Raw genomic sequence first — 17,769 nt, forward strand, 5'->3', positions numbered from 1 at the left:
TGGGCGGCGCCTGCAAGGGTCGCATCATTGTAGGTCGGCTTTTTTCCTTGCGTGCGATTTGGCTCACGCCGCGCATCGGGTAACATGCCCAGAATCGATAGCTATTTGTAAGGAAAGATCTTCATGCACCACGGAATCGGCTTCATTCAGGATCTGGCAGTCGTGATGGCGCTCGCAGGCGTCGTCACCGTGCTGTTTCATCGCCTGAAGCAGCCGGTCGTGCTCGGCTATATCGCGGCGGGCGTGATCATCGGGCCGTACACGCCGCCGTTCCAGCTCATTCACGACGAGCAGACCATTCAGACGCTCGGCGAACTCGGCGTGGTGTTCCTGATGTTCTCGCTCGGCCTCGAATTCAGCCTGCGCAAGCTTTTCCAGGTGGGCGCAACCGCCATCGTCGCGGCGCTCTCGGAAATCGTGCTGATGCTGTGGCTCGGCTACGAGATCGGCCGCGCGTTCGGCTGGGCCACGATGGATGCGCTGTTCCTCGGCGCGATTCTCGCCATCTCTTCGACCACCATCATCGTCAAGGCGCTCTCCGATCTCGGCGTGAAGCGCGAGCCGTTCGCGCAGCTCGTGTTCGGCATCCTGATCGTCGAGGACATTCTCGGCATTGCCATGCTCGTGCTGCTGGGCGGCATTGCGCAGACGGGCGAGCTCTCGCCGGGCATCGCGCTCATCACGCTCGGCAAGCTGCTGCTCTTCATGCTGGTCTCGCTACTCGCGGGCATCCTGATCGTGCCGCGCGTGCTCGGCTATATCGCGCGCGTGGGCAACGACGAGATGCTGCTCGTCTCGGTGCTGGGCTTTTGCTTCGGCTTTTGCCTGCTGGTCGTTAAGCTCGACTATTCGATCGCGCTCGGCGCGTTCCTGATCGGCGCGGTGATGGCCGAGTCGCGCCATCTGCATCGCATCGAGCATCTCGTCGCGCCGCTGCGCGACGCGTTTTCCGCCATCTTCTTCGTGACGATCGGGCTCATGCTCAACCCGCTCGTGCTGGTCGATTACGCCTGGCCGATCGCCGTGATCTCGCTTGCCGTGGTGCTCGGCAAGCTCGTGTCGTGCGGCCTCGGCACCTTTCTCGCGGGCCGCGACGGGCGCACCGCCATGCGCGTGGGCATGACCGTCTCGCAGATCGGCGAGTTTTCGTTCATCATCGCCTCGCTCGGTCTCACGCTGAAGGTGACGAGCGGGTTTCTCTATCCGATCGCGGTGACCGTCTCGGCCATCACGACGCTCACCACGCCTTATCTCATCCGCATCGCCGATCCACTCTCGCAGCGCCTCGCGCGCGCCATGCCGCCCGCCGTCTCGAACGTGTTCGGCATGTACGGCCAATGGCTGCGCTGCCTCGTGCCGCGCTCGGACGGGCCCACGATCTTTTCGCTCACGAAGCGCATCGTCGTGCAGATTGCCGTGAATCTCGCACTCGTCTCGGCGATCTTCATCGGCGTTTCGTATGGCGCGCGCTACGCCTCGCCGTTGCTTGCGCACTGGATCGGCGACGAGCGCATTCAGCGCGTCGTCCTGTGGAGCGCCGCGCTCGTGCTCGCGATGCCGTTTCTCGTGGCGGTGTGGCGCAAGACGCAGTCGCTCGCGCTGTTGCTCGCCGAAGTGAGCGTGCAGCCGGAGAAGGCCGGGCGCTTTACGCGCGCGATCCGCCATGTGATTGCGGAACTGGTGCCGGTGGTCTCGATGTTCGGCGTGTTCCTGCTCGTGGCGGCGCTCTCGGGGACCATCCTGCCGCCCACGGGCTTCCTCGTCGGCGTACTGGTGTGCGCGGCGGCGCTCACCATGCTGCTGTGGCGCTGGTGCGTGAAGATCCACGCGTCGATGCAGATTGCGTTGCGCGAGACCTTCGACGAGCGGCCGGATGCCTGACCTGAACGTGTTCGAGGCACCGCTGTGACGGGATGTGAGCAATTGTGTGCGGGGGTGGCGGCGGCGTGCCGTGCGACGGATAATCAAAGCCTGTTCATTCGTTCGCGCGCCGCGCGCCTGACCCCACGTCATGAGCGATAACAAATCAGACCAACCCGAGGTCCCTGACGGCGCAAGCCGTCCTGCCGATGCCGGTCCTGCCGGCGCCCCCGCGGCCTCGTCCTCTCCTCCCGGTTCTCCCGGCGCTTCTGCTGGTTCTCCCTCTGCCTCGCCCTCCGCTTCGCCCTCTGGGGAAGCCGCGCAACGTGCCTCGACCGATGCGCCCGAAAGCGCTTCGACCGTCACGCCCAGCGCCGGAGGGGCGGCAGCGGCTTCCACGCCCGGTGAATTGCCGAAGCAGCCGCCGACGGGGACCACGCCGAGTATTCCGATCAGCGAAACCGCCGAGGCCGGCACGGCCGCGCCCGCGCCGGCCCCGCATACCGAACCGGCCAGCACTGGCGAGGCGGCCGCGTCTGCTGCGCCGCAACGTCCCGGTGCGGCGCCGGCCGGCTTCGGCCAGGCGCCCGACTTCACGGCGCATCACCCGCCGCCGCCCGGCGCCATTCCGCCGGAACCGCCGCGCTATCTGCGCCCGAGCGATTCGGCCTGGGCCGTGTTCGGCCGCATCGTCGCGGCGCGTGCGCGGCAGCTGTTCGACCGCGCCGGTCAGCGCATCACGCAGCGCACGCTGCGCATCGGCGTCTCGGCGCGGATCTTCCACCCGGAGCCGGGCGCACACGGGCTGCGCGGCAAGACGCTGCAATACCTGGAGGAATCGATCGCGCACTGGGTGATGTCCCGGGACGTCATCGTGTTCATGATCCCGACGGTCGGGCACCAGGGGATGCTGCATCCGAGCAATATCCGCCTGCGCGATTACGCGAAGCATCTCGACGGCCTGCTGCTCCAGGGCGGCGCCGATGTCTCGCCGCAGACGTATGCGGAAATCTCGCCGCGCCCCGAATGGCCGGGCGACCGCGTGCGCGACATGTACGAACTCGAACTGCTGCATGAGTTCGTCGAATCGGGCAAGCCGGTGCTGGGCGTGTGCCGCGGCTGCCAGCTCATCAACGTGGCGTTCGGCGGCACGCTCTATCAGGACATCGCGAGCGACGTGCCGACGGCCGGGGTGCACGTGAGCGAGCATTACGACCAGCATCGCCACGCGGTCACGTTCCCGGAGGGCTCGACGTTCGCGACCCTGTTCCCCGGGCGGCGCGAGGCGATCGTCAACTCGATTCACCATCAGGCCGTGAGGAATCTCGGACGCGACCTGACCGTCGAGGCCGTGTCGGCCGGCGACGGGCTCATCGAGGCGGTGCGTTACCGGCGCTCGCCGTTCGTCGTGGGCGTGCAGTGGCACCCCGAGTTCCATCGCGCGGGCGGTCCCGAACTGCTCGACTGCACGCCGCTGCTCGACACCTTCTTGCGAGCCGCGCGCGAAACCCGCTTCTGATTGCCAACCACCGGCGATCACGGCGAATCACAGCAACGCCATCCCGGCCGCGCGCGACCTGCGCGCGGCTTTCTCAATTCGATCTCCTTCCCCGCCGTCCTGCGTGCCTTGCGCCGGCTTTATCCGGCATCTGCCGGGCTTTTTTATGGTGCAACGGCGGGTGGCTCTGCGAGTCACTGTGCGAATCGGTCGGGCACCTCGGTGATGCGACGTTGCGAAACGTGATCGACCCACTCCGTAATGTCGACCGGCACGGCCGGCGAATTCGATGCGCGTGCAGGGACGTACGTTCTCGCATAGGCAAGGACGGACGCATAGTCGTCGGCGGGATTCGCGCCGGTTGGCCGTGGCGCATAGCCTTGCGCTTGCGGGGAGGCGCCATGCGCGCGATGTGACGTTACCGGACGCGCTTCGCGATATGGCGCAAACGTGCGGACGTCGCGACGTTGGTTCGTGCCGGTTTCTGCAACGCGCTGACTGGCACTGCGCTCGACCGCACGCACATTGCTGAGCGTCTCGCGCTCTGCCAGTCTCGCGGGCGCTGCTTGCTGTAAGCGCGCATCGGCCAGGCGCTGCGAGGTGTCTTGAACCGTGCTCGCATTTGCGCGTAGGGTCGCGTTGCTGCTTGCGCGTGCCGACTCACGCGGCGCATGACTCGCGACGATCCATGCCAGCAGTGCGGCGCTGCCAATCGCGACCGCGCCGCCGGTGAGCCTGCGCTGCTCGAACGGCGATGTACGCTCAGGCGCGCTCCCCGCGTCTGCGGCTCGCCCGGCGGGTGCGGCAGCAGGCGCTGCAACGGGCCTGGGAGGCTGCGAAGCCGGACGTTGATCGTCGCCCCAGCCGACCGCGGCACGAAACGCTTCGGCGCTCAGACACACCGTGCGCATGATGGCGGCATAGAGCGCGCGCAGTTCGGCGCGCAGGCTGAAATGGGGAGGCGTAAGCGCCCATTCCCGGCCAAACGACGCGGGCAAATGGGCCAGCGGGCGAATATGCGGCAACGCGAGCGCGCCTTCGACCTGAACGAACTGAAATGTTGACATCGATCTCTCGCAACCCCGGTCTGGCGACGGCGCCGCGCGGCAATGTCATCGATGGGTCGCCTGCGGCGCATGCAATTAAAGGGATGCCGCCGATCATGACCGTCGCCATTTCGCCGTTCCATCGGAAATGGCTTAAAAGCCCGGATTCCTTGCGCTGTGTCTCGCGGATTTCACTGGCCGCCCAGCCGGTACACGTAACGCAGTGCCGTGATGTCGATGCCGCCCATGCGGTCGGGTTCCGAGCCTGAGTAGGTCCAGCCCTGGCGCTCGTAGAACGCAATCGCGGGCGTGTTGCCGTCGAGCACGTACAGATACAGCTGCGTTTCGCCCTGGGCGCGCGCCCAGTCCTGCGCCGCGCGCATGAGCCGCTTGCCGACGCCGGTGCCCTGATGCGCCGGCAGCGCATGAAGATTGTCGAGCAGCACGCCCCAGGGGGAGCCTGGCTGGCGTTCGACGCACACGAAGCCCACGGCCGCACCCGATGCAAGCTCCGCGATCAGCACGAGACGCCGTTCGCCGCCTGGCGCCTCCATGCGCGCGCGCCAGTAAGCCGCTCGCTCGGCGTCGACTTCGCGTTCGAGAAACGCGGCGGGCAGCAGCGCGCGATACGTGGCCTGCCAGCTTGCGGCGTGCATGGCGGCGAGCAAGGGAGCATCGGCGACGGTGGCCGGGCGCAGTGTGAGGGCTGGGATTTCGGTCATGCGGATGGAGGACGTGCGGACGTCCGGATCAGGGCGCGCGTCGGGGGCCGCGCGCCGAGCCCTGCTGCAAAGTATTTTGCCCGATTCGAGGATATTCGCGGCGGGCTTGCCACTCATGAAAGCGTGACGAAGTGTAATCGCAATAAAAATGAAAGAAATGACTTCCGTTGATGTTTTTTGCTAGCCTCTTTTAAGGAAATGCCCGAATATCTGAGTCCCGGCGCGTACCGCACAATAAAATGCCCGCGCGCGCGCCCGCGCGACCCTCGCTGACCGCGAGTGATTGTTTTTCACTGTCCCGCGAGCCGCTCAGGCTTCCCGGACAGTCTCTTCAGAGAGTGTCATGTCTACCGCGTCCCACGCATCCCCAGGCGAATCAAAGTTTCGGACAGTTTTCCGCGTCGTCAGCGGCAACTTCCTGGAAATGTACGATTTCATGGTCTACGGCTACTACGCTTCGGCGATCGCCCGGACCTACTTCCCGAGTGACAATGCGTTCGCTTCGCTGATGCTCACGCTGTCCGTGTTCGGCGCAGGCTTCCTCGTGCGTCCGCTCGGCGCCATCATCCTCGGCGCGTACATCGACCATCACGGCCGCCGCAAGGGCCTCATGCTCACGCTCGGCCTGATGGCGTTCGGCACGCTCGCGGTCGCCGTCGTGCCGGGCTACGCGACCATCGGCATACTCGCGCCCGCGCTCGTGCTGCTGGGGCGCCTGCTGCAGGGTTTCTCGGCGGGCGTGGAATTGGGCGGCGTCTCGGTCTATCTCTCCGAGATCGCGACCAAGGGCAACAAGGGCTTCTACGTCTCGTGGCAGTCGGGCAGCCAGCAGGTCGCCGTGGTGTTTGCCGCGCTGCTGGGCGTGCTGCTGCATCGCCTGCTGCCCGTCGAGCACATGACGAACTGGGGCTGGCGCGTGCCGTTTCTCATCGGCTGCCTGATCGTGCCGTTCCTGTTCATCATTCGCCGCTCGCTCCAGGAAACGGAGGAGTTCGCGAAGAGGAAGCATCGTCCGTCGATGGGCGAAATCATGGCGTCGATGCTGCAGAACTGGGGCGTCGTGATCGCCGGCATGGGCATGGTCATCATGACCACCGTGTCGTTCTACCTCATCACCGCCTACACGCCGACCTTCGGCAAGGAAGTGCTCAGGTTGAACGAACTCGACACGCTGATCGTGACGGTCTGCATCGGCTTGTCGAACCTCTTCTGGCTGCCGGTTTCCGGCGCGGTTTCGGACCGTGTGGGCCGCCGCCCGATGCTGATCACCTTCACCGTACTCACGATCCTCACCGCCTATCCCACCGTGCAGTGGCTCGTGGCGGAACCGTCGTTCGGCCGCCTGCTCACTGTCGAACTGTGGCTGTCGTTCCTCTACGCCTGCTACAACGGCGCGATGGTCGTGGCGCTCACCGAAGTCATGCCCGCCGACGTGCGCACCGCCGGCTTCTCGCTCGCCTACAGCCTCGCGACGACGATCGGCGGTTTCACGCCGGCGATCTCGACCTACCTCATCCACGTGAGCGGCAACAAGGCCGCGCCGGGGGCGTGGATGGGCGTCGCGGGCGTGTGCGGCCTCGTCGCGACGCTCGTGCTCTATCGCACGCCGGAAGCGCGCAATCAGTACAAGGCGGCTTGATTTGCGGATCGGGTGATCCGCGATTTCGCGGCAAAAGCGAAAAGAACGGGGCGCTCAGGCGCTCCGTTTTTCATTGTGCCGCTTACGCGTCGCGCAGTTCGCGCGCGACCGTATCCACAACTTCCGCCCATGCACGCGGGCGCGGCTGACGCACGAGCCGCGCGCGTGGGTACCAGGGGCTTTCGTCAGTGCCCGCAAACCAGCGCCAGTCCGCGGCGAACGGCAGCATGACCCAGAGTTGCGCGCCCAGCGCGCCCGCGAGATGGGCGATCGAGGTATCGATCGACACGACGCCGTCCAGACGCTCGATCACGGCCGCGGTATCCGCGAAGTCCTGCAGCTTGCCGCCGAGCCGGTGGATCGAGCGGGCTCGCGGATGCGCGTCGAGCGCCGCGTGTTCCGCGGCGCTGAGTTCCGGTTGCAGGACGATCCAGTCGATGCCGTCGAGCGCGAAGAGCGGTTCGAGCGTGGCGAGCGCAATCGCGCGATTCTCGTGCTTCTGGATGCGTCCGGACCACGCGAGGCCGATCTTGCGCCGCGCCTGGCCGCCCAGCGAGCCGCGCCACTTGCGCCCGTAGGCCGCGCTGGCGTTGAGGTAGGGCGTGCGCGCGGGCAGTGTGTCGAGGCTCGTGCCGAGTGCGAGCGGCAGCGAGAGGAGCGGGCAGTGCAGGTCGGCGGCGGGCCGGGGCGCGCCCTGCTCGACGAGCGTCACGCGCCAGGCCTCGGCCGCGGGCGCGATGAGCGGGAAGAGCGCGCGCTGCACTTCGAGCACGACGCGCGCGCCGGTTTTCTGTGCGGTTGCGACGACTTGCGGCACGAAGCGCACGAACTGAAGCGTGTCGCCGAAACCCTGCTCGGCCTCGATCAGCAGCGTGCGGCCGTTCAGGGGCTCGCCGTGCCAGCGTGGCAGCGTGCTTTGCGGCGTGCGGGGCGCAATCGGTGCGCTCACCTGCGGGGGCAGGGCGTAGCCAGCGCCGCGCGGTGCGTTGGCGTGCGCCTCGTCGCGCGCGGCCGGATCGAGCCGCCATTCGTACTCGGGCAGTCCGCGCCGAAAATCGCCGAGCGTGAGCCACGTGAGCGCGCGATTCAAATGCGCGGCGGCCAGATCGGGCCGCACGCGCAGCGCTTCGTCGTAGGCCCGCAGCGCGGCCGCATGGCGGCCGAGCGCGTGATGCGCCACGCCGAGCGCGAGCCAGGCGAGGGCGAATTTCGGATCGAAGCCGATCGCGCGCTCGTAGGGTCCGATGGCAGCGTCGTGGCGGCCGAGCGCGGCGAGCGCATTGCCGAGCCCGAAGAGGGCAGGCCCGAAATGCGGCTGCAGCGCAAGCGCCGTTTCGAAGGCGGCCACGGCCTCGCCGTGATGGCCGGTCGCATCGAGCGTATTCGCAAGATTGAAATGCGCGGCGACGAAGCGCGGCTGCACGCGCAGCGCCTTCTGGAAATGTTCGACCGCGCTCGCGCTGTCGCCCAGCGCATTGAGCGACATGCCGAGGTTGTTGTGCGCCCCTGCGTGGCCCGGGCGGATCTTGAGTGCGCGGCGAAACGAGTCGGCGGCTTCGGCATGGCGGCCGAGCGCGTGCAGCGCGTTGCCTAGATTGTTGTGCGACGAGGCGTCGCCGGGCTGCAGGCGCACGGCCTGGCCGAACGCGTACATCGCGTCCTCGTGCCGGCCGATCGCCGCATAGGCGTTGCCGAGGTTGTAATGCGCGAGGGCAAAGGCGGGCGCGAGCGTGAGCGCGTTGCGAAAGCGCTCGATCGCGCCTTCCAGTTCGCCGAGCGCCTTGAGCGCGTTGCCGAGGTTCAGCTGGAGCGCGGCGTCGTCAGGGCGCAAGGCGACCGCGCGGCGCACGAGGTCCGCGGCTTCGGCGTGCTGGCCTCGCTGATGCCGCAGCACACCGAGCAGATGCAGCGCATCGACGTGCACGGGATCGGCGGCGAGCGTCGCGCGGTAGTCGCGCTCGGCGTCGTCCAGCCGGCCGTCGCGATGTGCGGCGTACGCGCGGACAAAAAGCTGTTCCATGACTGAAGAAGCAAAGCGTTCGAGACACAAAGGCGGCATTTTCCCACACTCGCGGACCCGTTCCCGAAGTTGGCCGAATGTTGATCGAAAGTTGACCGGCATCCGTTGCTGAACTAACATTTGAACACTTGTTCATATGTGTAGTGTATCGTCATGACCCCAGTTTCCGATGACGAGCGCGTCGTTCCGCTCGCCGACCTCTTCCGTCTGCTCGGCGACGCCACGCGTCTGCGTATCGTGCTCGCCTGTGTGCAGGACCGGATCGCCGTGGGAGCGATCGCCGACACGCTCGGTTTGTCGCCGTCGCTCGTGAGTCACCATCTGCGGCTGTTGCGCGCCGCGCGCGTCGTGCGCGCCGAACGCGAGGGCAAGCAGGTGTTCTACACGGCCGCGGACGCGCATATCAGCGCGATGATCGCCGGCATGCTGGAACATGTGGCCGAGCCCTCGGCGCAATGGCAGGAGGGCGCATGAGCGCAGCGGATCACGAACACGCCCATGACGCCGAAGACGCCGGGAAGCACGAGGGCGAGCACGGCCACGCCCACGGCCACGCGCACGACGCCCACGCGCCGCACGAACACGCTCACGCCCACGGCCACCATCACCATCATCACGCGCCCGTCGCGGGGCACGGCCGCGCGTTCGCCATCGCCGTCGCGCTGAACGTCTTCATCGTCGTCGTGCAGACGGTGTACGGCGTGCTCGCGCATTCCACCGCGCTGCTCGCCGATGCCGGCCACAATCTCTCCGACGTGCTCGGCCTGCTGCTCGCCTGGGGCGCCGCGTGGCTCGCCACGCGCCGTCCGTCGGCGCGCTTCACATTCGGGTTCGGCAGCTCGTCGATCCTCGCCTCGCTCGCCAACGCCGCGCTGCTCCTGCTCGCGTGCGGTGCGATCCTCGCGCAGGCGCTTGGCCGGCTGTTCCATCCGGCGCCGGTCGCGGGCTTCGACGTGTTCGTCGTGGCGACCATCGGCATGGTGGTCAACGGCTTTTCGGCGTGGCTGTTCATGCGCGGGCAAAAGGACGACCTGAACATTCGCGGCGCCTTCCTGCACATGGCCGCCGACGCCGGCGTTTCCGCCGCCGTGGCCGTGAGCGGTCTGCTGATCCTCGCGACCGGCTGGAGCTGGATCGATCCGCTCATGTCGATCGCGGTCGTGCTCGTGATCGTGTACGGCACCTGGGGACTGCTGCGCGAGTCGGTGCGGCTGGCGCTTGCCGCCGTGCCCGAGAACGTCGACATCGTGCGCGTGCGCAGCTTCCTCGCGCAGCAGGAGGGCGTGCTCGATGTGCACGACCTGCACGTCTGGGCGCTTTCGACCACGGGCTGCGCGCTGAGCGCGCACCTCGTGATGCCGGCGGGGCACCCCGGCGACGCCGCGCTCGATCATATGGTCGAGTCGCTCCAGCTGCGCTTCGGCATGCGGCACGTGACGTTGCAGGTGGATCTCGGTACGAGCGAGCATCGCTGCGCACTGGACATGCCGGACGGCGTGCACAGGCACACGCCAGCGCACGGGCATCCGCACGCGCACTGAAGCGCGGCCATCCGCGCAGCGGCTTCCCGCCCGATTCAGAGCGCATTTGATGCGCTGCCGCGCGACCGGTGCGGGCGCGGGCGATACACTAAGGGCCTGCTCACATGAATAACAGGCTTGCGCTGGCCACCAGAAGGGCCGAGCGCAAGGATTGCGACGAAGCGAATACTCAACGTATTCGTGAGGAGCATGACGCAGCGATCGGCCCTTCTGGTGGCCAGCCCCTGTAATGCAATTAGTTGGTTTGGGGAACGTGCCTTGCCGGCCGCATTGCAGCGTCGCGCGTCGCTTGTTTGGCTCGGCCAAACGGCGCGACGCCCTCCTTGCACTGCAGCCGGCAAGGCGCGTTCGCAAGCCTGTTGTTCATGTGGGCAGGCCCTTGTATCGTGTCGAGCGCATGGAGGTCTGCATGGCCGTGGCTTCTTCTCTCGCGCCCGTGCTCATCGTGGGCGCGGGACCCACCGGGCTCGCCGCCGCGATGAGTCTTGCGCGCGCGCATATCCCCGTGCGGCTGATCGATCGCGCGCCGCAGCCCGGACGCCACTCGCGGGCGATCGGCATTCAGGCGCGCACGCTCGAACTGTTCGAGCAGCATCGCATCGTCGAGCCGTTTCTCGAACTCGGCCACCGCGCCCATATCGCGAATCTCTATTCGAACGGCCAGCGCCGCGCGCGGCTCGACTTCGATCCGCTCTTCACGCGCTATCCCTATCTGCTCTTCATTGAGCAGACGGTTACCGAACGCATCCTCGGCGGGCATCTCGCGACGCTCGGCGTGGAGATCGAGCGCGGCTGCGAGCTGCTGGAGTACACCCAGGGCTCGGCCGGCGCGAGCGCGGAAGTGCGCCGGCCCGACGGGCGCGTCGAGTCGGTGCGCTGCGCTTACGTGATCGCCGCCGACGGCGCGCACAGCACCGTGCGCCATCGTCTCGACATGAAGTTCGACGGCGAGACGATGGCGCAGTCGTTCCTGCTCGCCGACCTGAGCGCGAGCACGCCGTGGTCCGACGACGAGTTCCACATCTTCGCCTCGGGCGACGGTCTCGCCGCGCTTTTTCCGTTCGGCCACGGCCGCTACCGCCTGATCGCCGATCACAAGGCCATGCTGCCCGCCGCGCCCGAAGGCACGATCCCCGTGCCGACGCTGGCGGAATGCCGCGACATCATTCTGCAGCGCGTGCACCATCCGGTGTCCGTCTCGGACATGAGCTGGGCTTCGTACTTCAGCGTGAACAGCCGGATGGTGCGGCAGTTGCGCGTCGAGCGCACCTTCTTTGCCGGCGACGCCGCGCACGTGCACAGCCCCGCAGGCGCGCAGGGCTTGAACACGGGCATTCAGGAAGCCTTCAATCTGGGCTGGAAGATCGCGCGCGTGCACGCGCGCGGCGCGCCCGAGCGCCTGCTCGACACCTATCACGCGGAGCGTTATCCGATCGAGCGGCTGGTGCTGCAGCAGACAAGCTTCATGACGCAACTGGTGGAGGCCGATCACGGCCCGCTCAAGCTGCTGCGCGAGCGCGTGATGCCGGCGCTCGTCGCGCTTGGGCCGTTGCGCGACGCGGCGCGCCAGGCGGTGAGCGAGCTGTCGATCCAGTATCGCCGCAGCCCGCTCACGCTCGAGCGCGTGCTGGACGGCGGCCCGCGCGCGGGCGAGCGCGCCCCGGACGCCTTCGTGCGCGTGGTGGACGGACCGCTCGGCAAGGCGCCGGGCAAGGGGCGCATCTTCGATCTGCACGACCCGGCGTGCTTTTCGTTGTTCCTGCTGGTCGAGGGCGACGCCGACGCGGCAGCGGCGAAAAACGGCGCAGAGGTGAGGGCAACGCTCAAGCGTTTTGCCGAAGCCGTCGAGCGGCTGTTTCCTCAGGCGTTGCGGGTCTGGTGGATCGCCGAGCTGGCCGACGGCGAGACGCCGCTGGCGGGCGAGGGCGCGGCAACGCTCACCGAATCGTACGGGCGCACGCGGCCCGCGTTTTATCTGATGCGGCCCGACGGCTATATCGGCGCGCGGGGGCGTCCCGCGTCGGACCTCAATGCGCTGCTGCGCCACTGCGAGACGTGGTACGCGGCGGCGGGCTTTGGACAGGCGCCGCCGGTCTGAACCGTGCGGCGCCGTGCGTCTCGTGTGACGGGCCGGCTGGCCCAGCTCAAGCCGCCGCGGGCATCAGCGCCTCGCGATGCTTCGTGAGCGAGGCGAGCACGATCTCCGTGAAGCCCGCTTGCTCGCCTTCGCCATCGAGCGCCGCGAGCAGCGTGCGGCGCATGCGCGGCTCCCAGAACTTGCGGATGTGCTCCGCGATGCCCGTGAGCGCCTCCTCGCGATCGGGCAGCGAGTCGAAGAACATGCCTATCTGGTTCGCCATCTCGATCAAGTGATCAGCTTTCATCGCTTTATTTCCCTGAGGTTGTAAGCGGTTCGCGCTTGCTGTGCAGCTCGAGCTGGGTCGTGTTGAAGCGAGAGTATTCGCGCTGCCACTCGGAGGGCTGCTGCACGTGGCTGACCTGCACGGCCGTCACCTTGTACTCGGGGCAGTTCGTGGCCCAGTCGGAGGCATCCGTGGTGATGACGTTCGCGCCCGACTCGGGGAAGTGGAACGTCGTATAGACCACGCCCGGCTGCATGCGCGTGCTGACCTTCGCGCGCAGCACCGTATGCCCCGCGCGCGATTCGATGCCCACCCAGTCGCCGTCGCGGATGCCGCGGTCTTCGGCGTCCACCGGGTGAATCTCGAGGCGGTCCTCCTCGTGCCAGCGCGAGTTCTCGGTGCGGCGGGTTTGCGCGCCCACGTTGTACTGCGAGAGGATGCGGCCCGTCGTGAGCAGGAGCGGGAAGCGGCGCGTGACCTTCTCCGGCGAGGCGATGAACTTCGTGATGACGAACTTGCCCTTGCCGCGCACGAACTCGTCGATGTGCATGATCGGCGTGCCGTCGGGCGCTTCTTCGTTGCACGGCCACTGAATGCTGCCCATCTCGTCGATCTTCTTGTACGAGACGCCGTGGAAGGTGGGCGTGAGGCGCGCGATCTCGTCCATGATCTGCGACGGATGCGTGTAGTCCATCTCGTAGCCGAGCGCGCGCGAGAGCAGGATCGTCGCTTCCCAGTCCGAGTAGCCGGCGATCGGTGGCATGACCTTGCGCACGCGCGAGATGCGGCGCTCGGCGTTGGTGAACGTGCCATCCTTTTCGAGGAACGACGAGCCCGGCAGCAGCACGTGCGCGTACTTCGCCGTTTCGTTCAGGAAGATGTCCTGCACGACGATGCATTCCATCGACGAAAGCGCCGCCGCCACGTGTTGCGTGTTCGGGTCGGACTGGACGATGTCCTCGCCCTGGCAGTAGAGGCCCATGAAGGTGCCGTCGAGCGCTGCTTCGAACATGTTCGGAATGCGCAGGCCCGGCTCGCTTTGCAGCGCGACGTTCCAGGCGTCTTCGAACAGGCCGCGCACGGTCGAGTCGCCCACGTGGCGATAGCCGGGCAGCTCGTGCGGGAACGAGCCCATGTCGCACGAACCCTGCACGTTGTTCTGGCCGCGCAGCGGATTCACGCCCACGCCTTCGCGGCCGATGTTGCCCGTGGCCATCGCGAGGTTGGCGATGCCCATCACCATCGTCGAGCCCTGTGCGTGTTCCGTGACGCCGAGGCCGTAGTAGATCGCCGAATTGCCTTGCTGCGCGTAGAGGCGCGCGGCGGCGCGAACCTGCTCGGCCGGCACGCCGGTCACTTCGGCCATCGCTTCGGGCGAGTTTTCCGGCAGCGAGACGAAATCGCGCCATTGCTCGAACGCGCGCGTTTCGCAGCGCTCCGCCACGAACGCTTCGTTGACGAGCCCTTCGGTGACGATCACGTGCGCGATCGAGTTGATCATCGCGACGTTGGTGCCCGGGCGCAGTTGCAGGTGATGCTCGGCCTTCACGTGCGCGGTATCGACGATGTCGATGCGGCGCGGGTCGACGACGATCAGCTTCGCGCCCTGACGCACGCGGCGCTTCAGGCGCGAGCCGAACACGGGGTGACCGTCGGTGGGGTTCGCGCCCACGACCATGATCACGTCGGAGTGGTCGACGGAAGCGAAGGTCTGCGTGCCCGCCGATTCGCCGAGCGTCGTCTTGAGACCGTAGCCCGTGGGCGAGTGGCACACGCGTGCGCAGGTATCGACGTTGTTGTTGCCGAACGCGGCGCGCACGAGCTTCTGCACGAGATAGGTTTCCTCGTTCGTGCAGCGCGACGACGTGATGCCGCCGATCGAATCGCGCCCATACTTCGCCTGGATGCGGCGGAACTCGCTCGCGGCGTAGTTGATCGCTTCGTCCCAGCTCACTTCGCGCCACGGATCAGTGATCTTCGCGCGGATCATCGGCTTCTTGATGCGGTCCTTGTGCGTGGCGTAGCCCCACGCGAAGCGGCCCTTGACGCAGGCGTGGCCTTCGTTCGCCTGGCCGTTCTTGTGCGGCACCATGCGCACGACTTCGTTGCCCTTCATCTCGGCCTTGAACGAGCAGCCCACGCCGCAATAGGCGCAGGTCGTCACGACCGAGTGCTCGGCCTGGCCCAGCATCACGACGGTCTTTTCCTGCAGCGTCGCGGTCGGGCACGCGGCGACGCAGGCGCCGCACGACACGCATTCCGAGTCCATGAACGATTCGCTCGCGCCGGCGGCCACGCGCGATTCGAAACCGCGCCCGGCGATGGTCAGCGCGAACGTGCCTTGCGTCTCTTCACAGGCGCGCACGCAACGATTGCAGACGATGCACTTCGACGGGTCGTACGTGAAGTACGGATTCGATTCGTCCTTCTTGTCTTTCAGGTGATTCGCACCGTCGAAACCGTAGCGCACTTCGCGCAGGCCCGTCACGCCGGCCATGTCCTGCAGCTCGCAGTCGCCGTTGGCGGGGCAGGTGAGGCAGTCGAGCGGGTGATCGGAGATGTACAACTCCATCACGTTGCGGCGCAGCTTCTGCAGCTGGTTGCTTTGCGTGCGTACCTTCATGCCCGCTTCGACGGGCGTCGTGCACGAGGCCGGATAGCCGCGGCGGCCTTCGATCTCCACGAGACACAGGCGGCACGAACCGAACGGTTCGAGCGAATCGGTGGCGCAGAGCTTGGGCACGTTGATGCCGGCCTCGATGGAGGCGCGCATCACCGACGTGCCGGCTGGCACGGTGACGGACTGGCCGTCGATTTCGAGCGTGACGTCCACGTCGGCGTGCACCAGCGGCGTGCCGAAATCGGTATCGTCGAACGGCGAGCGTTGCTTCTTTGCCTGGGACTTGCAGGCGCAATTGCCGGAACCGCAACCGCCGGCCTGGTTCATGAGCATGTCGGACATGGTGGTTCCTCGTTCAGGCGGCCGCTGGTTGTTGGGCGACGGGTTCGAGACCGAAATCTTCAGGGAAATGGTTGAGTGCGGAGATCACGGGGTAGGGCGTCATGCCGCCCATCGCGCACAGCGAACCGGACACCATCGTGTCGCACAGGTCGCGCAGCAGCGTGACCTGCTTTTCGGACGTGTCGCCCTTGCGGATTTTCGCGATCACCTCGACGCCGCGCGTCGAACCGATGCGGCACGGCGTGCACTTGCCGCACGATTCGAGCGTGCAGAACTCCATGGCGTACTGGGCGAGTTCGGCGAGATTCGACGTGTCGTCGTGGACGACGAGGCCGCCGTGACCCACGACCGCGCCAACCGCCGCATACGCCTCGTAGTCCATGGGAATGTCCCACTGGCTTTCGGGCAGATAGGTGCCGAGCGGGCCGCCCACCTGCACGGCGCGTGCCGGCCGGCCGCTGGCGGTGCCGCCGCCGTAGTCGACCATCAGCTCGCGCAAGGTCACGCCGAACGCAAGCTCGACGAGCCCGCCGCGCGCGATATTGCCCGCGAGCTGGAACGGCAGCGTGCCGCGCGAGCGGCCCATGCCGAAGTCCTTGTAGTACGACGCACCCTTCGCAAAGATGATCGGCACCGTGGCGAGCGTGATGACGTTGTTGATGACCGTGGGCTTGCCGTAGAGGCCGGCGAGCGCGGGCAGCGGCGGCTTGGCGCGCACGATGCCGCGCTTGCCTTCGAGCGACTCGAGCAGCGCCGTTTCCTCGCCGCACACGTAAGCGCCCGCGCCCTTGGCCACGAACAGCTCGAAGCGCCTGCCGCTGCCGAGCACGTCGTCGCCGAGCCAGCCCGCTGCGCGTGCGCGGCGAATGGCTTCTTCGAGCGCTTCGATCGAATGCGGATACTCGCTGCGCACGTAGATATGGCCAACGGTCGCGCCCACCGCGATGCCCGCAATCGTCATGCCCTCGATCAGCACGTACGGATCGCTTTCCATCACGAGGCGGTCGGAGAACGTGCCCGAATCGCCTTCGTCGGCATTGCAGACGATGTACTTCTGGTCGGCTTGCGCATTCGCGACCGTGCGCCACTTGATGCCGGCCGGGAACGCCGCACCGCCGCGGCCGCGCAGGCCCGACTCGACCAGCGCTTCGCAGATATCGGCGCCGGTCATCTTCAACGCATTGCGCAGTCCTTCGAGGCCACCGTGGGCGACGTAGTCGTCGGTGGAAAGCGGGTCGGTGATGCCGATGCGCGCGAACGTGAGGCGCTGCTGCTTGCGCAGATACGGAATCTGCTCGACGAGGCCGACGCTGCGTGCGTGCTGGCCGCCTTGCAGGAAGCCGGCGTCGAAGAGGGCGCCGACTTCATCGGCGTCGACGTTCGCGTAGCCGACGCGGCCGTCCGGCGTTTCGATTTCGACGAGCGGCTCGAGATAAAGCAGGCCGCGCGAGCCGTTGCGCACGAGCTCGATGCTCGCGCCGCGCGCGGCGGCTTCGCGTTCGATGGCCTCGGCGATGGCATCCGCGCCGAGCGCAAGCGCCGAGGAGTCGCGGGGAACGTAGACGCGTGTCATGCGGCCTCCTCGGTGCGCACGGTCGCGAGCGCGGCAGCGTAGAGCTTGTCGAACTTCTGCGGGGTCACTTTTGCGTGCAACGTGCCGTTAATCATCATGGTGGGCGAGAGCGCGCATTGCCCTAGGCAATAGACGGATTCGAGCGCGACCGGGCCTTCATGCGCGTGCGCGTGTTCGGTGTCGTGTCCGTGCTGTTGGAACCGGCAGCCGGTATGCGCCTCGACGTGCTGCGCGAGCGCCTCGCTACCCATGCTGCGGCAGGCCTCGGCGCGGCACAGCTGGACCGTGACCGGCGCGGGCGGCGCAGTGCGGAAGTGGTGATAGTAGGTGATCACGCCGTGGACCTCGGCGCGCGAGAGATTCAGCGCCTTCGAGAGCGGCACGACCGTGGCCGGCGGCACGAAGCCGACTTCGTCCTGGATCGCATGCAGGATCGCAAGCAGTGTGCGGCCTGGTTGCGCGTGACGCAGGACGAGATCGTCCGGCGCGCTAACTGTTGTCTCTTCCATCATGGGGCTTCTCCTGGGCATATATGCACTTGTTAT

13 protein-coding genes are annotated in these 17,769 nt (G+C 67.1%); 6 read left to right on the forward strand and 7 right to left on the reverse strand.

Annotated features, from left to right (window positions below; all coding sequences use genetic code 11):
- Window positions 1–123 precede the first annotated feature (123 nt).
- The gene (locus AB4Y42_RS11000) at window positions 124–1,881 is read left to right on the forward strand and encodes a cation:proton antiporter (protein ID WP_368694157.1); all 1,758 of its coding nucleotides are present in this window, start codon (window positions 124–126) and stop codon (window positions 1,879–1,881) included.
- A 130-nt stretch (window positions 1,882–2,011) separates the two neighbouring features.
- The gene (locus tag AB4Y42_RS11005) at window positions 2,012–3,379 is read left to right on the forward strand and encodes a gamma-glutamyl-gamma-aminobutyrate hydrolase family protein (RefSeq protein ID WP_368686690.1); all 1,368 of its coding nucleotides are present in this window, start codon (window positions 2,012–2,014) and stop codon (window positions 3,377–3,379) included.
- A 173-nt stretch (window positions 3,380–3,552) separates the two neighbouring features.
- Here AB4Y42_RS11005 and AB4Y42_RS11010 read toward each other — a convergent pair whose 3' ends face one another.
- Window positions 3,553–4,425 carry a hypothetical protein gene (locus AB4Y42_RS11010; RefSeq protein WP_368694158.1) on the reverse strand — a complete coding sequence of 291 codons (873 nt, stop codon included), beginning with the start codon at window positions 4,423–4,425 and terminating at the stop codon, window positions 3,553–3,555.
- Between the two features lie 170 nt (window positions 4,426–4,595).
- Complete coding sequence (locus AB4Y42_RS11015; protein ID WP_342924999.1) at window positions 4,596–5,126, reverse strand: GNAT family N-acetyltransferase; 531 nt, start codon at window positions 5,124–5,126, stop codon at window positions 4,596–4,598.
- Between the two features lie 343 nt (window positions 5,127–5,469).
- On the opposite strand from AB4Y42_RS11015, the gene AB4Y42_RS11020 reads away from it, so the two are divergent.
- Window positions 5,470–6,765, forward strand: coding sequence for an MFS transporter (locus AB4Y42_RS11020; RefSeq protein ID WP_368686688.1), 1,296 nt, complete (start codon window positions 5,470–5,472; stop codon window positions 6,763–6,765).
- A gap of 82 nt (window positions 6,766–6,847) precedes the next feature.
- Here AB4Y42_RS11020 and AB4Y42_RS11025 read toward each other — a convergent pair whose 3' ends face one another.
- Window positions 6,848–8,785: a tetratricopeptide repeat protein gene (locus AB4Y42_RS11025; protein WP_368686687.1), complete on the reverse strand. Its 1,938-nt coding sequence runs from the start codon at window positions 8,783–8,785 to the stop codon at window positions 6,848–6,850.
- Window positions 8,786–8,938: 153 nt separating this feature from the next.
- On the opposite strand from AB4Y42_RS11025, the gene AB4Y42_RS11030 reads away from it, so the two are divergent.
- The 3 genes from AB4Y42_RS11030 to AB4Y42_RS11040 all read left to right on the forward strand — a co-directional run bounded on the left by AB4Y42_RS11030 (window position 8,939) and on the right by AB4Y42_RS11040 (window position 12,424).
- Window positions 8,939–9,259, forward strand: coding sequence for an ArsR/SmtB family transcription factor (locus AB4Y42_RS11030; protein WP_368686686.1), 321 nt, complete (start codon window positions 8,939–8,941; stop codon window positions 9,257–9,259).
- Window positions 9,256–10,326, forward strand: a complete 1,071-nt coding sequence (locus tag AB4Y42_RS11035; RefSeq protein WP_368686685.1) for a cation diffusion facilitator family transporter — start codon at window positions 9,256–9,258, stop codon at window positions 10,324–10,326. Before AB4Y42_RS11030 ends, AB4Y42_RS11035 begins: the two co-directional genes overlap by 4 nt.
- A 409-nt stretch (window positions 10,327–10,735) precedes the next feature.
- Window positions 10,736–12,424 (forward strand): FAD-dependent monooxygenase, encoded by a 1,689-nt coding sequence (locus AB4Y42_RS11040; protein WP_368686684.1) that lies wholly within the window; start codon window positions 10,736–10,738, stop codon window positions 12,422–12,424.
- 46 nt (window positions 12,425–12,470) lie between these two features.
- Here the strand turns inward: AB4Y42_RS11040 and AB4Y42_RS11045 are convergent, their stop codons facing one another.
- From AB4Y42_RS11045 to AB4Y42_RS11060, 4 genes are read right to left on the reverse strand one after another with little or no spacing between them, the layout of a single operon-like run.
- Complete coding sequence (locus AB4Y42_RS11045; RefSeq protein ID WP_254316108.1) at window positions 12,471–12,710, reverse strand: formate dehydrogenase subunit delta; 240 nt, start codon at window positions 12,708–12,710, stop codon at window positions 12,471–12,473.
- Window positions 12,711–12,714: 4 nt separating this feature from the next.
- Window positions 12,715–15,651: a formate dehydrogenase subunit alpha gene (gene fdhF, locus AB4Y42_RS11050; RefSeq protein WP_368694159.1), complete on the reverse strand. Its 2,937-nt coding sequence runs from the start codon at window positions 15,649–15,651 to the stop codon at window positions 12,715–12,717.
- Window positions 15,652–15,664: 13 nt separating this feature from the next.
- On the reverse strand, window positions 15,665–17,224 hold the full coding sequence (locus AB4Y42_RS11055) for a formate dehydrogenase beta subunit (protein ID WP_368686682.1): 1,560 nt from the start codon (window positions 17,222–17,224) through the stop codon (window positions 15,665–15,667).
- A complete protein-coding gene (locus AB4Y42_RS11060; RefSeq protein ID WP_368686731.1) occupies window positions 17,221–17,733 on the reverse strand; it encodes an NAD(P)H-dependent oxidoreductase subunit E in 513 nt (170 codons plus the stop codon). Before AB4Y42_RS11060 ends, AB4Y42_RS11055 begins: the two co-directional genes overlap by 4 nt.
- Window positions 17,734–17,769: the final 36 nt, after the last annotated feature.

The sequence above is a fragment of the Paraburkholderia sp. EG286B genome (genome assembly GCF_040965655.1).
Lineage (GTDB): Bacteria > Pseudomonadota > Gammaproteobacteria > Burkholderiales > Burkholderiaceae > Paraburkholderia.

Coding starts and splice junctions, on each gene's coding strand:
- AB4Y42_RS11000 (WP_368694157.1), top strand. CDS start 124: ATGCACCACGGAATCGGCTTCATTCAGGATCTGGCAGTCGTGATGGCG.
- AB4Y42_RS11060 (WP_368686731.1), bottom strand. CDS start 17,733: ATGGAAGAGACAACAGTTAGCGCGCCGGACGATCTCGTCCTGCGTCAC.
- AB4Y42_RS11030 (WP_368686686.1), top strand. CDS start 8,939: ATGACCCCAGTTTCCGATGACGAGCGCGTCGTTCCGCTCGCCGACCTC.
- AB4Y42_RS11035 (WP_368686685.1), top strand. CDS start 9,256: ATGAGCGCAGCGGATCACGAACACGCCCATGACGCCGAAGACGCCGGG.
- AB4Y42_RS11020 (WP_368686688.1), top strand. CDS start 5,470: ATGTCTACCGCGTCCCACGCATCCCCAGGCGAATCAAAGTTTCGGACA.
- AB4Y42_RS11055 (WP_368686682.1), bottom strand. CDS start 17,224: ATGACACGCGTCTACGTTCCCCGCGACTCCTCGGCGCTTGCGCTCGGC.
- AB4Y42_RS11040 (WP_368686684.1), top strand. CDS start 10,736: ATGGCCGTGGCTTCTTCTCTCGCGCCCGTGCTCATCGTGGGCGCGGGA.
- AB4Y42_RS11005 (WP_368686690.1), top strand. CDS start 2,012: ATGAGCGATAACAAATCAGACCAACCCGAGGTCCCTGACGGCGCAAGC.
- AB4Y42_RS11015 (WP_342924999.1), bottom strand. CDS start 5,126: ATGACCGAAATCCCAGCCCTCACACTGCGCCCGGCCACCGTCGCCGAT.
- AB4Y42_RS11045 (WP_254316108.1), bottom strand. CDS start 12,710: ATGAAAGCTGATCACTTGATCGAGATGGCGAACCAGATAGGCATGTTC.
- AB4Y42_RS11025 (WP_368686687.1), bottom strand. CDS start 8,785: ATGGAACAGCTTTTTGTCCGCGCGTACGCCGCACATCGCGACGGCCGG.
- fdhF (WP_368694159.1), bottom strand. CDS start 15,651: ATGTCCGACATGCTCATGAACCAGGCCGGCGGTTGCGGTTCCGGCAAT.
- AB4Y42_RS11010 (WP_368694158.1), bottom strand. CDS start 4,425: ATGTCAACATTTCAGTTCGTTCAGGTCGAAGGCGCGCTCGCGTTGCCG.